Source organism: Blastococcus sp. HT6-4 (genome assembly GCF_039679125.1).
GTDB classification, from domain to species: domain Bacteria; phylum Actinomycetota; class Actinomycetes; order Mycobacteriales; family Geodermatophilaceae; genus Blastococcus; species Blastococcus montanus.
Genome location: NZ_CP155551.1, coordinates 3,068,222 through 3,082,771, shown reverse-complemented (window position 1 = coordinate 3,082,771; position 14,550 = coordinate 3,068,222). Strand labels below are relative to the sequence as shown.

General features: G+C 71.2%; 12 protein-coding genes. 11 read left to right on the top strand and 1 reads right to left on the bottom strand.

The annotated features are described in order from the left end of the window. Positions 1-27: 27 nt before the first annotated feature. Genes ABDB74_RS14685 through ABDB74_RS14665 form a run of 5 tightly spaced genes read left to right on the top strand, consistent with a single transcriptional unit; the run spans position 28 to position 6,274 of the window. On the top strand, positions 28-1,308 hold the full coding sequence (locus ABDB74_RS14685) for a CoA transferase (protein WP_346619462.1): 1,281 nt from the start codon (positions 28-30) through the stop codon (positions 1,306-1,308). After that, positions 1,305-2,456 (top strand): ABC transporter ATP-binding protein, encoded by a 1,152-nt coding sequence (locus tag ABDB74_RS14680; RefSeq protein WP_346619461.1) that lies wholly within the window; start codon positions 1,305-1,307, stop codon positions 2,454-2,456. Before ABDB74_RS14685 ends, ABDB74_RS14680 begins: the two co-directional genes overlap by 4 nt. Then, complete coding sequence (locus ABDB74_RS14675; protein ID WP_346619460.1) at positions 2,453-3,616, top strand: extracellular solute-binding protein; 1,164 nt, start codon at positions 2,453-2,455, stop codon at positions 3,614-3,616. The genes ABDB74_RS14680 and ABDB74_RS14675 overlap by 4 nt, the downstream gene beginning before the upstream one ends. Positions 3,617-3,662: 46 nt before the next feature. Next, positions 3,663-5,489, top strand: a complete 1,827-nt coding sequence (locus ABDB74_RS14670) for an iron ABC transporter permease (RefSeq protein WP_346619458.1) — start codon at positions 3,663-3,665, stop codon at positions 5,487-5,489. Further along, positions 5,486-6,274 (top strand): enoyl-CoA hydratase/isomerase family protein, encoded by a 789-nt coding sequence (locus tag ABDB74_RS14665; RefSeq protein ID WP_346619457.1) that lies wholly within the window; start codon positions 5,486-5,488, stop codon positions 6,272-6,274. The genes ABDB74_RS14670 and ABDB74_RS14665 overlap by 4 nt, the downstream gene beginning before the upstream one ends. An 82-nt stretch (positions 6,275-6,356) precedes the next feature. On the opposite strand, the gene lexA is transcribed toward ABDB74_RS14665, so the two are convergent. Beyond that, positions 6,357-7,121, bottom strand: a complete 765-nt coding sequence (gene lexA, locus ABDB74_RS14660; RefSeq protein WP_346619456.1) for a transcriptional repressor LexA — start codon at positions 7,119-7,121, stop codon at positions 6,357-6,359. A 466-nt stretch (positions 7,122-7,587) separates the two neighbouring features. Between lexA and ABDB74_RS14655 the strand changes: the two genes are divergently transcribed. From ABDB74_RS14655 to ABDB74_RS14630, 6 genes are all read left to right on the top strand, one after another. After that, positions 7,588-7,836 (top strand): LysM peptidoglycan-binding domain-containing protein, encoded by a 249-nt coding sequence (locus ABDB74_RS14655; RefSeq protein WP_346619454.1) that lies wholly within the window; start codon positions 7,588-7,590, stop codon positions 7,834-7,836. 130 nt (positions 7,837-7,966) lie between these two features. Next, complete coding sequence (locus ABDB74_RS14650; protein ID WP_346619453.1) at positions 7,967-8,731, top strand: hypothetical protein; 765 nt, start codon at positions 7,967-7,969, stop codon at positions 8,729-8,731. A gap of 389 nt (positions 8,732-9,120) precedes the next feature. After that, complete coding sequence (nrdR, locus tag ABDB74_RS14645) at positions 9,121-9,675, top strand: transcriptional regulator NrdR (protein WP_346619452.1); 555 nt, start codon at positions 9,121-9,123, stop codon at positions 9,673-9,675. Between the two features lie 144 nt (positions 9,676-9,819). Continuing rightward, positions 9,820-12,699 carry a vitamin B12-dependent ribonucleotide reductase gene (locus ABDB74_RS14640; RefSeq protein WP_346619450.1) on the top strand — a complete coding sequence of 960 codons (2,880 nt, stop codon included), beginning with the start codon at positions 9,820-9,822 and terminating at the stop codon, positions 12,697-12,699. A gap of 223 nt (positions 12,700-12,922) precedes the next feature. Continuing rightward, positions 12,923-13,501 carry an MBL fold metallo-hydrolase gene (locus ABDB74_RS14635; RefSeq protein ID WP_346619449.1) on the top strand — a complete coding sequence of 193 codons (579 nt, stop codon included), beginning with the start codon at positions 12,923-12,925 and terminating at the stop codon, positions 13,499-13,501. Positions 13,502-13,619: 118 nt separating this feature from the next. Continuing rightward, positions 13,620-14,480 carry a DUF817 domain-containing protein gene (locus ABDB74_RS14630; RefSeq protein ID WP_346619448.1) on the top strand — a complete coding sequence of 287 codons (861 nt, stop codon included), beginning with the start codon at positions 13,620-13,622 and terminating at the stop codon, positions 14,478-14,480. Positions 14,481-14,550 lie beyond the last annotated feature (70 nt).

The following is a 14,550-nucleotide window of genomic DNA, read 5'->3' as shown; positions in this document are numbered from 1 at the left end:
AGCGTCAACAGACTTGGAGACCGCCACGTGACACATCCGGTCCGGCCGAGCGCCCTGTCGGGCGTACGGGTCCTCGATCTCACGCAGGTCATGGCGGGGGCGTACTGCTCGATGCTGCTGGCGGACATGGGGGCCGACGTCATCAAGATCGAGCGCCCGGACGGCGGGGACGACACCCGCCGGATGTCACGGGGCCCGGACGTGGAGCACTCCCCGGCCTTCAACGCGATGAACCGGAACAAGCGCGGCCTCGCCGTCGACCTCAAGGACCCCCGAGGGGCCGCGGTCGTGCGACGGCTCGCCAGGGATGCCGACGTCCTCGTGGAGAACTTCCGCCCTGGGCTGCTCGAGCGGCTCGGTCTCGGGCACGAGGCCCTGCGGGCGGAGAACCCGGCGCTCGTCTACTGCTCGATCTCCGGCTTCGGCGCCACCGGGCCCTACGCCGGCCGGGGTGGCTACGACCTCGTGGCACAGGCGATGAGCGGGCTGATGAGCATGACGGGCGAGTCCGGACGCCCACCGGTGAAGGTCGGCGTGCCGATCTGCGACCTCAACGCCGGCGTCTTCGGCGCCTACGGAGTGCTCTCCGCCTACATCCACCGGCTCAGGACGGGGGAGGGGCAGTTCGTCGACACGTCACTCCTGGAGGCGGGCATCGCCTACACCGTCTGGGAGACGGCGATGTTCTTCGGGTTGGGCGAGGTGGCCCGGCCCATGGGCTCGGCACACCGGCTCTCGGCTCCTTACGAGGCGCTGCCGACCGCGGACGGGTGGGTCGCCATCGGAGCGGCCAACCAGCGGAACTGGGAGCGGTTGTGCGCGGCGCTCGACGCCTCGGCGCTGGTCGACGATCCGCGGTTCACCGACAACCCCGGCCGGATGAAGCACCGGATCGAACTGGCCGGGGAGCTGGCGTCGCGGTTGCGGCGCCGCTCCACCGGCGAGTGGCTAGAAATCCTGCACGCCGCAGGCGTGCCCAGCGGACCGCTCCACGACATCGAGCAGGTCTACGCCGATCCGCACGTGCAGGCCCGCGACATGGTCGTCGAGACGGTGCATCCCCGCATGGGCACGGTCCGGCACATCGGTGCACCGGTGAAGCTCTCGGGCACCCCCTCCGCCATCCGCCGGCCCGCCCCCCTTCTCGGGCAGCACACGCACGAGGTGCTCGCGGAAGCAGGCATGACGCCTGAGGAGATCGACGAACTCTTCGCCGCGGGGGTGCTCCTGACCACGTCCGACGACCGTCCCGGGCCGATGCCAGGGGACGGCCCGCAGCCCTTCGAGCCGACGGAGGTCCCGGCGTGACCCACCTCGTGTTGTCCGGGCTCACCAAGAGCTTCGGAGCGGCCCCGGTCGTCGACGGCGTCGACCTCTCGATCGTGGAGGGTGAGGCGGTCGTCCTGCTCGGCCCCAGCGGCTGCGGCAAGACCACGTGCCTGCGCATGATCGCCGGCTTTGAACGCCCCGACGCCGGGGAGATCCGGCTGCGGGAGCGCACGCTGGTCGGGCCCAAGGTGTTCGTCCCGCCGGAGCGCCGCAAGATGTCGGTGGTCTTCCAGAGCTACGCCCTTTGGCCGCACCTCAGCGTGCACGAGAACGTGGCCTACGGCCCCACGACGGCGAAGGCGGGGCGCGAGGACGTTCGTCGCCGGGTCGACGAGGCCCTGGCCATGGTGCAGCTGGACGGGATGGGTGACCGCTACGCCCACCAGCTGTCCGGCGGCCAGCAGCAGCGGGTCGCCCTCGCCCGGGCACTGGTCAACGACCCCGCGCTCCTCCTGCTGGACGAGCCGCTGTCCAACCTGGACACCCGGCTGCGCGAGGAGATGCGCTCGGAGATCAAGCGCATCCAGCGTTCCCTGGGCGTGACGATGGTGTACGTCACCCACGACCAGGCCGAGGCGTTGTCCCTCGCCGATCGCCTGGTCGTGATGAACGCGGGTCGCATCGTCCAGAGCGGCCCACCGGAAGAGGTGTACAGCCGGCCGCGCAACAGCTTCGTGGCCCGGGCCCTGGGTGCCACGAACGTGGTGACCGCGACGGTGTGCGCGGCCCCGACCGCTGACATCCTGCGGCTGGAGCTGCCCACCGGCGGGACGGTGGACGTCGGGCGCCCCTCCGGCCTGTCGCTGCAGGCGGGCGCTCAGGTCGCCGCCTCCGTCCGCCCGGTGGACATCCGGCTGCTCCCGGCCGACGGGCGCTCTCCGACCGCCCGTGTCACGGAGGCTCTCTTCTTCGGTGACCACGTGTCGTACACGCTCCAGGTGCCGGGTCACGCCGCGCCCGTGAAGGCGACCGGTCCCGGCGCCGGCCGCTTCGAGGTCGGGCAGGACGTCGCCCTGGAGGTCGACGGCGCGGCAGTGGCGCTGCTCGACGACGTCCCGGACGACGGCCCGCGCGGGGCACCGGTCACGTCGGCCGGTGCTACGCCGGTCGGACGGTCCGCGGCATGACCTCACCCGTTCCCGCGTCCGCCGATCCCCTCGACCACTCGTTCCACCTCACCCCGGAAGAAGGCACCGTGTTCGCATCCCGCTCTCCCCGCCGTCCCCTGAGCACCTGTCTCGCCGTCCCGGCCGTCGCCCTCCTCGTCGCGGCCTGCGGCAACGGATCGGAGGCCACCTCCGGATCGGGTAGTGACTCCACGACCGCGGAGATCGAGGGCATCAGCCAGGAACTGATCACCGCGGCGCAGGAAGAGGGCGGCGTGGTCCTCTACGGCGGCGGCCACACCCGGCCGGGCGTCGAACTCCTCCAGGAGCGGATGCAGGAACTTTTCGGCATCCAGCTGACCTTCACCCGCGAGGACTCCGGCGCGGTCGCGAACTCGATCGCGGCCGAGCTCGCCAGCGGATCGCTGAACGCCGACGTCGTCAGTCTGACCGACCCCGAGACGATGATGCAGTGGGCCGAGGAAGGTGTCATCGCCGACGCCAACGTGCCGAATGCGGACGAGATCATCGACGGCCTCGACGATCCGGAGACTCCGCAGGTCCCCTACAGCCTGGTGCCCCTCGGGTTGATGTACAACTCCGCCAACACCGACGCCGCGGACCTGCCTACGACGTGGGAAGAACTGGCGAGCGGGGACTACGGGACCATCGTCAGCGCCGACCCGGGGGCGTCGGGCACTGCGCTGTCCTTCTACACGACTCTCTCCGGAGAGCTCGGTGACGAGTGGATGGAACAGCTCTCTCAGCGGAACGTGATAGTCACCGACAGCAGCCTGGCGCTGGCGCAGCTGGTGCTGACCGGGGAGGCGGACCTCGGCATCCCGGCCATCGAGTCCGCGGTCATCAGCACGGCGGCCGAGGGGGAGCCACTGGCCATCGCCTTCATGGAGGACGGTGTCCCGACGTTCACCAGCGAAGTCGCCATGCTTGCCGATGCTCCGCACCCCAACGCGGCCGAGCTGCTGGTGCAGTACCACCTGAGCGAGGACTTCCAGACCGCGCTGACCGAGCTCGGCGGCCGCAGCGTCCTCGAGAACGGGCCGCAGCCTGCCGAGGGCGCCGACCTGTCGGACGTCACTCTGCTCCCGGCCGACCTCGAGGAGATCGCTTCCCGGGGGGACGAGGTGGTGGCCCGCTTCGCCGAGCTGTTCGGTCGGTGACCACCGCGACCCTGACGGCGCGCGAACGCACTGAGGAGATCTCCCCGTGGCGTTGACCAGTTCGTCCTCCGCCTCCGTGTCGACACCCGACACGGAGGCGGAGGGGGCGACCCCCGGGCCCCCGGCCGGCGGCGGCGCGAACCGCCGGAGGGGTACCGGTTTCGAGCGGGCGATGCGGCTGGTCTGGGTCGCCGCCATCCTGGCCCTGGTCGGCTACCCGATCGCCCAGGTGTTCGGGCAGAGCTTCATCGCCGACGACGGCGGGCTCACCCTGGAGAACTACGGCCTCCTGGGCAGCGAGCCGCGCCTGATGGAGGGCGTCTTCAACTCGCTGTGGATCGCGGTCGGAACCGTGTTCGGGAGCCTGCTGCTGGGCCTGCCGGTGGCCTGGCTGGCCGTGCGCACCGACATGCCGTTCCGTCGGTTCTTCCGAGGCAGCGCGGTCCTCACCTTCGCCGCACCGAGCTTCATCGCTGCGCTGGGCTGGGTTCTGCTGCTCGGGCCGCGCAACGGGATGCTGAACACCGCGTTGATGTCGCTCTTCGGCCTCGAGGAAGCGCCCTTCGACATCTTCACGCCGTGGGGGATCATCTTCGTTCTCTCGCTCTTCCTCTACCCCCTGGTGTTCCTGCCGGTATCGGCCGCGCTGGACGGCATCGACCCGGCGCTCGAGCAGGCTGCGGCGAGCCTGGGGGCGTCCCGTGCCCGGGTACTGCGCACGGTGACCTTCCCGGTCATCCTCCCGTCGCTGATCGCCGGATCGATCCTGGTGTTCGTCAGCGCCGCGGTGATCTTCGGGCCGGTCGCCATCCTCGGCGCTCCCACCGGCTTCCAGACCATCCCGACGGTGCTGCTGAGCCTCATGCAGTTCCCGCCCCGGATCGAGGCCGCCGCGGTCATCTCCGTCCCGATCCTGGTGATCATCGCCGTGCTCTTGATCCTCCAGCGCAAGCTGCTCGGGGGGAAGAAGTTCACCGTCATCGGAGGCAAGCCGGGGCGGCAGGACGTGACGCACCTGGGCGGCGCCCGCTTCCTCGCCCTGGGGTTCTGCTCGCTGGTGGTGCTCCTGAGCCTCGTGCTGCCCTTCGGCGTCCTGCTGGTCACCTCCTTCCGCGAAGCCCTCGGCCGGCCCCTGGGGTGGGACAACTTCACCCTCACCGGCAACTACGAGGCGGTGTTCAGCCGGCCGCTGATCGCTGCCGCGATGGGCAACAGCTTCGTCCTGGCGCTCGGCGGGACGGTCCTCGCACTCGCCGTCGCGCTGCTGGCCTCGTGGCTGGTGCACCGCACCAAGGCCCGGAGCAACGCAGCCATCATCGGAGCCATGGCCGCGCCCCTGGCCTTCCCCGGGGCGGTGCTCGGCATCGGTCTGATCATCGCCTACGCGGGTCAGCCGTTCGGACTGGGTGGGACGCTCACCATCCTGTTGATCGCCTATGCCGGCAGCGCCCTGCCGTTGACCTTCGCTTACGTGCACGCCGGGATGGGCCAGATCGGCGCGGAGGTCGAAGAGGCGTCCCGGAGCCTGGGAGCGTCCTGGGCGCGCACCTGGCGGCGGATCACGGTGCCGTTGCTGCGGCCCTCCCTGCTGGCCGCGGGCATGCTCAACTTCGTCCTGCTCTTCCGGGAGCTGGAGATGTCGGTGTTCCTCTACACCGGCGCGAATCCCACGGTGGCCACGGTGCTCTACAACCTGGCCAGTGAGTCGCTCTACCAGCGCGTGGGTGCGCTCTCCGTGGTGATCCTGCTGATCAACATCGTGGTGACCGTGATCGCGATGCGACTGCTCGACCGCAAGCCCGGCACGTCCACCCGGCGGTCCCGCCGGTCCCCGTCCGTCGCACTCAACACCCCACCGGAGGAAGCAGCATGACAGTGACCACGACCGATGTCGGCACCGGCGTCCACCTTCGCTACGAGACCCCGCACATCGCTGTCCTCACCCTGGACAGCCCCCCGTCCAACACCTTCAGCTGGGAGAGCCGGCGGTCCTTCATGAAGGCGCTGGACATCCTGGACGCCGACGAGCAGGTCCGTTGCCTGGTGATCACCGGAGAAGGCCGGGCCTTCACCGCCGGTGCGCACCTGGGCGAGGACCAGTCCATGAGCGACGAGCAACTCAGCGACTACCTGGCCGAGTTCAGCCGGGTCCTCAATGGGGTGCAGAACTTCCGAGCCCCGGTGATCGCGGCCATCAACGGGGCCACGATCGGCGGTGGGCTGGAGTTCTCGCTCTGCTGCGACATCCGGATCGCGTCCACCGAGGCCTTCTTCGTCGCGGCGGGCGTGAACGTCGGCCTCATCGTCAGCTTCTGGCGCCTGCCCCGTGTGATCGGACTCGGCCCGGCAAAGGAGATCCTGCTGACCGGGGCCCGCTACTCCGCCCAGCAGGCGCTCAACTGGGGCCTGGTGACGGAGGTCCACGAGCCGGGCGACCTCATGACCGCCGCGCTGGCGAAAGCGCAGCGGATCGCCACCCGTGCGCCGCTGTCGGTGGAGGCCACGAAGGAAGCGGTCACCGGAGCGTTCGAGATGGACTTCACCCAGGGACAGGCGCTCCAGACCAAGCGGTTCCTGGAGATGTTCCGGACCGAGGACCACCAGGAGGCGTTGCAGGCCTTCTTCGAGAAGCGCGACGGCGACTACCAGCGACGCTGAGGGGGCGCCGGCTGAGCCGTCCGCTTCACCGCCCACGTCGGGGCCCGGCCACCGGAGGCCGGGCCCCGACGTGGGTTCCGTGTCAGACCCGGCGCAGGACCGAGACCACGCGGCCGAGGATCGTCGCCTCGTCACCGGGGATCGGCTCGTAGGCCGGGTTGTGCGGGAGCAGCCACACGTGGCCGTCACGGCGCTTGTAGGTCTTCACCGTGGCCTCGCCGTCGATCATCGCGGCCACGATCTCGCCGTTCTCGGCGGTCGGCTGCTGCCGCACGACGACCCAGTCGCCGTCGCAGATGGCCGCCTCCACCATCGAGTCACCGGCGACCTTCAGCATGAACACGGTGCCCTCGCCGACCAGCTCGCGGGGGAGCGGGAAGACGTCCTCGACCGCCTGCTCGGCCAGCACCGGGCCACCCGCGGCGATGCGACCGACCAGCGGGACGTAGGCCGGGGCGGCGGCCCGCTCGCCCTCGCTGACCATCGGAGGCTCGGCGACGGCCGAGGCGGTGCGGCCGGCATCGCCCGGCAGGCGCACGTCGAGAGCGCGCGGCCGGTTCGGATCCCGCCGCAGCCAGCCCTTCTTCTGCAGCACCGACAGCTGGTGGGCGACCGACGAGGCCGAGGAGAGGCCGACCGCCTCGCCGATCTCCCGGACCGAAGGTGGGTAGCCGCGGCGCTCGATCGAGTCGCGGATGACCTCCAGGACGCGCCGCTGACGCTGGGTCAGGCCGTCACCGTCCGCGCTCCGGTCGGGAAAGGTCCGGACAGTCGCCGAGGCCTCGGCCCCGTCCTGGGTGCCGCCGCGCGCCCGCCGGCCGCCGGACGTCCCGCTCGACTCCGTCACGTCTCCTCCTCGCCGGCTGCTCGCGCAGCCGTTCCGACCTCGTCCTCGACGTCGACCGTAGCGCCGATCCCCGCCCAGTTCAAACAGGTGTTCGAAGCCATGTCGTGTCGCCCCCCATCTGTCGGTGGCATCGGGTAGACATCGGACAGGCGTTCGAATCGAACACACGTTCGGGTGGGCGGGCGCCGGCCAGGTGAGAGGCGGAAGTGCGATGACGGGCAGTGCGGTGCGGTCGGTGGGCGGAGTGTCCGAGGGGCGGGTTGCGGTCGAGGCGCCACCGGCGCGTCACCTCCGGGTGCTGCCACCCGTGCCGGAGGCGTACGCCGTGGCGCCCGGGCGGCGGGCCCCCGTCCGGGATGGTGCCGCCGCCCCGGCCGTCGCGCCGAGAGGCCCGAGCCGCCACGATGGCCGGCCGGGCATCGCGCCGCCGCCGCTCCGGCTGACCGCGCGGGGTCGCCGGCTGGTCGTGGTCCTGGCCGTCGCGCTCGTGGTGGGGCTGGTCGCGCTCGGCGAGGCGGTCATGGGCGGCGGAGGGGACGGGCTCGAGCTGATGGGCACGGCCAGCGTGGTCGTCGAGTCCGGTGACACGCTGTGGTCCATCGCCGGAGGTGTGGCGGGCGACCGTGACGTCCGTGAGGTCGTGGACGAGATCCAGACGCTGAACGGTCTGCGCAGCGCGGACCTCGTGCCCGGTCAGGTGCTGGCACTGCCCTGAGGCGTCCAGCGCGGCGGTCGGGCGGCGGCTCGCCACGGCACGAGGTTCACAAGGGCCGGCCGGCGACTTCGTCAACCCTCCGTGTGGGCACGTTCACGGTGCGTGCTCGGCGGCCGCATACGGTCGTGCGGTGTCGAGCGTCATGGACAACCGCGCCGCGGTCTTCACCAGTCGGCCCCAGGCCGTGGAGGTCTTCCAGGCCGGTACCTGGTGGGCCGGCGAGCTGCTGGGGTGGCGGCACGACGGCGCCGGGGCCTGCCAGATGTGGGTGCGGGTCGTCGTGGGCGGTGTCGAGGAGGCGGCGTGGACCGACCTGACGACCCTCCGGCTGCCCGAGCCGCAGTCCCCGGCGCCGGCGGCCACCCGGTCGGCGCGGCGGCGCGTGACCCAGGAGATGGCGGCGGCGCAGGCGGTGTCCGCGCTCCGGGCCGGCGAGGTCGTGGTCGGCGCCGAGACGACGACGGGCTCTTCGATGATCCGCGACCACGGCGGGTCGTCCGCTCGCACCCGCTCCGGCGGGCGCCGGAGAGCGCCGGAGGATGTCGACGTGCAGGCCGCGTCCGCGGCTTCGGTCCCCGTCCCGGCGCCGGGGCGGCACCGCGCGCCCGTGGTGGACGCCGGGCGGCACCGGGCGGCGGACACGGGGATGCTGCCCGCTGTCGTCGACGCGGCTCCCGGGGCGATGCCCGATCAGGTCTCCGGGTCCCCGCAGACGGTGGCGTGCTCCGTTCCCGCTGCGCGGCGGGCGCCGGCGGACGAGGTGTCGTCGGACGTTCGCCGGTGGGCACCCCCGGCCGGCCTGGACGCCCACCTGCTCACCCGGCCGATGCGGCTCGGCGACCGCATCCCGCACTCCCGCCGGCCCCGGCTGGACGGCTCCCTGCGCGGCGTCTGACCGTCGCGTCGCCCCCTCGGCCGCCGGACGCGCCAGGTGCCCGGCGGCGTCGGCGTCCGTCGCCGCCCGCCGGATCCGCGGGTCCGGCGGACGGGCGGGTGCGCGCGCATCGGCGCGTCCCGCGGCGTGTCGTGTGACTGGTGGGGGCCGCTGTTCCGCGTGCGCACGGCAGTGTCGGGGCGGAACACGCCGAGGAAACGATCACTTGCACATCTTGTGGAGCCCGGCCTAGGGTTCCCCTACATCTAGTAGTTACAGAGTTGTAAGCCCGTCCACAGGCCGATCCTCAGGTTCTCCCCGTGGCATCCACCGGATGTCCCCAGGGAGGTCCACAGGTGGCCGGCGGACGACGCCCGGACGCGGTCCGATCGGGAGGGAGGTGAACCACCGTGCGCTGCCCGTTCTGCCACAACCCCGACAGCCGGGTCATCGACTCCCGCGAGGCCGATGAGGGCGCCACCACCCGGCGTCGTCGTTCCTGCCCGACGTGCGGGCGGCGGTTCACCACCGTCGAGGAGGCCGTGCTCGCCGTCGTCAAGAGGAACGGCGTCAGCGAGCCGTTCAACCGCAGCAAGGTGGTCGCCGGTGTCCGGCGGGCCTGCCAGGGTCGGCCGGTCGACGAGGACCAGCTCAAGCTGCTCGCCCAGCAGGTGGAGGACGCCGTCCGCGCCACCGGGGCGGCGGAGGTGCCCAGCCACGAGGTCGGCCTGGCCATCCTGCGGCCGCTGCGCGAGCTCGACGAGGTCGCGTACCTGCGGTTCGCCAGCGTGTACCGGGCCTTCACCTCCCTCGAGGACTTCGAGAAAGAGATCACCGAGCTCCGCGCCCGGCACCTGGTCGCGGGAACCCCACCACTGCCGGGCATGCAGCCCGACCCGCCGGCTCGCCGGCGGGGTGGCGGCAGGGGTCAACCCGCACCGGACACCGGTGCCGGCGGCACCTGAGAACTGTCAGTGCCGCCCGATAGACAGCAGTTCGAGCAGCTACCGATCGCGGCTCTTCCCCAGCCCCCGATCCGCCACCGCGCAGCACCACCGCGCAGCCCCGCGAAGCACCATGCGACACACGACCAGGGAGAGCTCCACACCATGACCGAGACCGACGACCGCCTGGCCGGCGCCCGCACCCGCCGCAGCGCGAAGGCGCCCAGCCGGGGCAAGGGCCTCAAGATCAAGCGCGTCTTCACCACCGCCGGTGTGCACCCGTACGACGAGGTGACCTGGGAGCGCCGCGACGTCGTCATGACCAACTGGCGCGACGGTTCGATCAACTTCGAGCAGCGCGGTGTGGAGTTCCCCGCGGAGTGGAGCGTCAACGCCACCAACATCGTCACCACGAAGTACTTCCGAGGGGCGGTCGGCACCCCGCAGCGGGAGACCAGCCTGCGCCAGCTCATCGACCGGGTGGTCCTCACCTACGGCGCGGCCGGCCGGGAGCACGGCTACTTCGCCACCGAGGGTGACGCGGAGATCTTCGAGCACGAGCTCGCCTGGATGCTGCTGCACCAGTACTTCAGCTTCAACAGCCCCGTCTGGTTCAACGTCGGCACCAGCGCGCCGCAGCAGGTCAGCGCCTGCTTCATCCTCGCCGTCGACGACGAGATGGACTCGATCCTGAACTGGTACCGCGAGGAGGGCCTGATCTTCAAGGGCGGCTCCGGTGCCGGCCTCAACCTCTCCCGCATCCGCTCCTCCAAGGAGCTGCTCTCCTCCGGCGGCACCGCCTCCGGCCCGGTCAGCTTCATGCGCGGCGCCGACGCCTCCGCCGGCACCATCAAGTCCGGTGGCGCCACCCGTCGCGCCGCGAAGATGGTCGTCCTCGACATCGACCACCCCGACATCGAGGAGTTCATCGAGACCAAGGCGCGCGAGGAGGACAAGATCCGCGCGCTGCGCGACGCCGGCTACGACATGGACCTCGGCGGCAAGGACATCACCAGCGTCCAGTACCAGAACGCCAACAACTCCGTCCGCGTCTCGGACGAGTTCATGCGTGCGGTGGAGGAGGGCGACGAGTTCGGCCTCCGGGCGCGGCTCGACGGGTCGGTCATCGAGACTGTCGACGCCAAGGCGCTGTTCCGCAAGGTCACCAAGGCCGCCTGGGAGTGTGCCGACCCGGGCATCCAGTACGACGACACGATCAACGACTGGCACACCAACCCCGAGACCGGCCGCATCAACGCGTCCAACCCGTGCTCGGAGTACATGAGCCTGGACAACAGCTCGTGCAACCTGGCGTCGCTGAACCTCATGAAGTTCCTGAAGGACGACGGCACCTTCGACTCGAAGAACTTCGTGAAGGCCGTCGAGCTGGTCATCACCGCGATGGACATCTCGATCTGCTTCGCCGACTTCCCGACCGACCCGATCGGTGAGACGACCCGCGCCTACCGCCAGCTGGGCATCGGCTACGCCAACCTCGGCGCGCTGCTCATGGCCACCGGCCACGCCTACGACTCGCGCGGTGGCCAGAGCCTCGCCGCGGCGATCACCTCGCTGATGACCGGCACCGCCTACCGTCGCTCGGCCGAGCTCGCCGGCACCGTGGGCCCGTACGACGGCTTCGCACGCAACGCCGACGCCCACGCCCGCGTGATGCGCAAGCACGCCGCCGCGAACGACGCCATCCGCCCGGTCGGCGCCGACGACGCCGACGTGCTGAAGGCCGCCACCGCGCAGTGGCAGGAGTGCCTGGACATCGGCGCCGACAACGGCTGGCGCAACGCCCAGGCCTCGGTGCTCGCGCCCACCGGCACCATCGGCTTCATGATGGACTGCGACACGACCGGCATCGAGCCGGACTTCTCGCTGGTCAAGTTCAAGAAGCTGGTCGGCGGCGGCTCCATGCAGATCGTCAACCAGACGGTGCCGCGGGCGCTGCGCAGCCTGGGCTACCAGGAGGAGCAGATCGAGGCGATCGTCGAGTACATCGCCGAGCACGGCCACGTCGTCGACGCCCCGAGCCTGCGGCCGGAGCACTACGAGGTCTTCGACTGCGCCATGGGCGAGCGGGCCATCTCCCCGATGGGCCACGTGCGGATGATGGCCGCGGTGCAGCCGTTCATCTCCGGCGCGATCAGCAAGACGGTCAACATGCCGGAGACGGCGACCGTCGAGGACGTCGAGACCATCTACTTCCAGGGCTGGAAGATGGGCCTCAAGGCGCTGGCCATCTACCGCGACAATTGCAAGGTCGGCCAGCCGCTGTCCGGGGGCAAGGGCAAGAACGACGGCACCAAGGCGGAGACGCCGGCCGAGGCCGCCGCTCCCACCGCCCTGTCGCACCCGGTGCGCAAGCGGCTGCCGAAGAAGCGGACGAGCGTCACCACCTCGTTCAGCGTCGCCGGCGCCGAGGGCTACATGACCGCCGGGATGTACGAGGACGGCAGCCTCGGTGAGGTCTTCCTCAAGCTGGGCAAGCAGGGCTCGACCCTGGCCGGTGTGATGGATGCCTTCTCGATCGGCATCTCCCTGGCGCTGCAGCACGGTGTGCCGCTGGAGACCTACATCCAGAAGTTCACCAACATGCGCTTCGAGCCGGCCGGCATGACCGACGACCCGGACATCCGGATCGCCCAGTCGGTGATGGACTACATCTTCCGGCGGCTGGCGCTGGACCACCTGCCGGTGGAGAAGCGGGCCAGCCTCGGCATCTTCACCGCCGAGGAGCGGGCGGCGCAGGTGTCGGGCTACGGCTCGTCGGCCTCGACCCCGGCCGTGCAGGAGGAGGAGGTCGACCTGGAGCAGCTGCGCGGCTCCGCACCGATCGAGACCGCCAAGGTGGAGGAGAAGGTCACCCCGGAGGGCCCGAAGTCGGTCAAGGAGGCCCACTCCTCGGCCGAGCTGCTCGAGCTGGTCACCGGCACCGCCACCGACGCGCCGCTGTGCATGACCTGCGGCACGAAGATGCGCCCGGCCGGCAGCTGCTACGTCTGCGAGGGCTGCGGCTCCACCAGCGGCTGCAGCTGAGGTCGGATCTCCTGTAGGCGACAGGAGACCCGCGGACGGACGACAGGGGTGCGGGACCACGTGCTGGTCCCGCACCCCTGTGTCGTCGAAGCGGAACTCTCGCATTGACGTCCGTGGCGGCGCAGGAGCCCGACGGGTCGAGCGGCGGGCGTTCCGAGCAGCGCGCTCGGAACGGACATCAGCGGCGCGCATCTCGGCCGCTCCGGTTGTTACCGTCCGCCGCATGGTCGAGCTGTCGCGCACCGCCCGCCTGGACGTCCTCGTCGAGGGCTACGTGCGCATGCCGCACGTGGCCGGCACGGTCAGCCTCGTCCGGGACGCGGACCGGGTGGTCGTCGTCGATCCGGGCATGGTGGCCGACCGGGACCTCATCCTTGCCCCGCTGCGCGAGCTCGGCGTCCGTCCCGAGGACGTGACCGACGTCGTGGTCAGCCACCACCACCTGGACCACACGCTCAACGTCGCCCTCTTCCCGGTGGTGCCGGTGCACGACTTCCAGTCGGTCATCGAGGGGGACAGGTTCACCCGTCGGGCCGCCGAGGGCACGCAGCTCACCCCGAGCATCCGGCTGCTCGCCACGCCCGGGCACACCCCGCAGGACATCACCACGCTCGTCGGCACCCCCGACGACGTCGTGGCCCTCACGCACCTCTGGTGGACCGAGGAGGGGCCGGCCGACGACCCCTACAGCCACGACCGGGACGAGCTGAGGCAGCAACGCGAGCGGGTGCTGGACCTGGCCACCCTGGTGGTCTGCGCCCATGGCGCCCCGTTCCGTCCGGGCCCCGCCACGCCTCGCTGAACGACGGCGTCGACGACCGGGGCCGGCCGCGTCCGCCCGGCTCGAGCGGGCGGCCGCCCGGACACGCGCGCGGGGCGGAGAACCCCACCGGCCGCCGCCACGACCTAGCCTCCACCCGGTGAGGCAGCTGCTGCGGTTCGCCTGGATCGAGGCGCAGTGCTGCCTGTTCGCCGTCCTCTTCTTCGTCGGGCTGGCGCTGGTCCGGGTCGTGTCGCTGCCGATCGACCCCGCGGACGCCCTGCTGATCTGGTCGCTCGGCGTCACGCTGGTGCTCTGGCTGGTCCGCTGGGAGACCGGCCGCGAGGTCGCGGTCATCTTCGGCTTCCACCTCGTCGGCCTGGTGCTGGAGCTGTTCAAGGTCGCCCAGGGCTCCTGGTCCTATCCGGACACCGGTCTCGCGACGATCGGCGGCGTACCGCTCTACAGCGGATTCATGTACGCCGCGGTCGGCAGCTACGTCTGCCAGGCCTGGCGCCGGTTCGACCTGCGGATCACCAACTACCGAACCTGGTCGACTGCCGGCGTCGCCGCGCTGATCTACCTGAACTTCTTCACCTCGCACGTGATCCGGGACGTGCGGCTGCCGCTGGCCCTGCTGCTGCTGGCCGTCACCTGGCGCACGGGGGTGCACTTCACCGTCGGCCGGCGCCGCTACGCGATGCCGCTCGCGCTCTCCTTCGTCCTCATCGGCTTCTTCCTCTGGCTGGCCGAGAATCTCGCCACGCTGCTGCGCGCCTGGCAGTACCCGTCGCAGGAGTCGGTCTGGACGCTGGTCCACGCGGCCAAGCTGGGGTCGTGGTCGCTGCTCGTCGTGGTCAGCATCGTGCTGGTCGCTGCGGTCAAGGCGCGGGAGGGGCAGCTGTACGGCCGGCCCGGCGACCGCACGGTCTTCCGCGCCTACGAGGCGCCGGCCGAGCCACCCTCGCCACCGCGCGATGCGGCGGTCGGCGTTCCAGGCGCGAGTTCCGCGCTGCGCTGACGCGGAATCCGCGTCGCCTGCGGGGACTGCCGGTGGCAGCGGCGACCGGGGAGTGCGCCGGGTGAGCTGT

Bases quoted from the DNA above. Each gene is read 5' to 3' on its own strand.
- ABDB74_RS14675 (WP_346619460.1), top strand. From the start codon at position 2,453: ATGACCTCACCCGTTCCCGCGTCCGCCGATCCCCTCGACCACTCGTTC.
- ABDB74_RS14665 (WP_346619457.1), top strand. From the start codon at position 5,486: ATGACAGTGACCACGACCGATGTCGGCACCGGCGTCCACCTTCGCTAC.
- ABDB74_RS14640 (WP_346619450.1), top strand. From the start codon at position 9,820: ATGACCGAGACCGACGACCGCCTGGCCGGCGCCCGCACCCGCCGCAGC.
- ABDB74_RS14635 (WP_346619449.1), top strand. From the start codon at position 12,923: ATGGTCGAGCTGTCGCGCACCGCCCGCCTGGACGTCCTCGTCGAGGGC.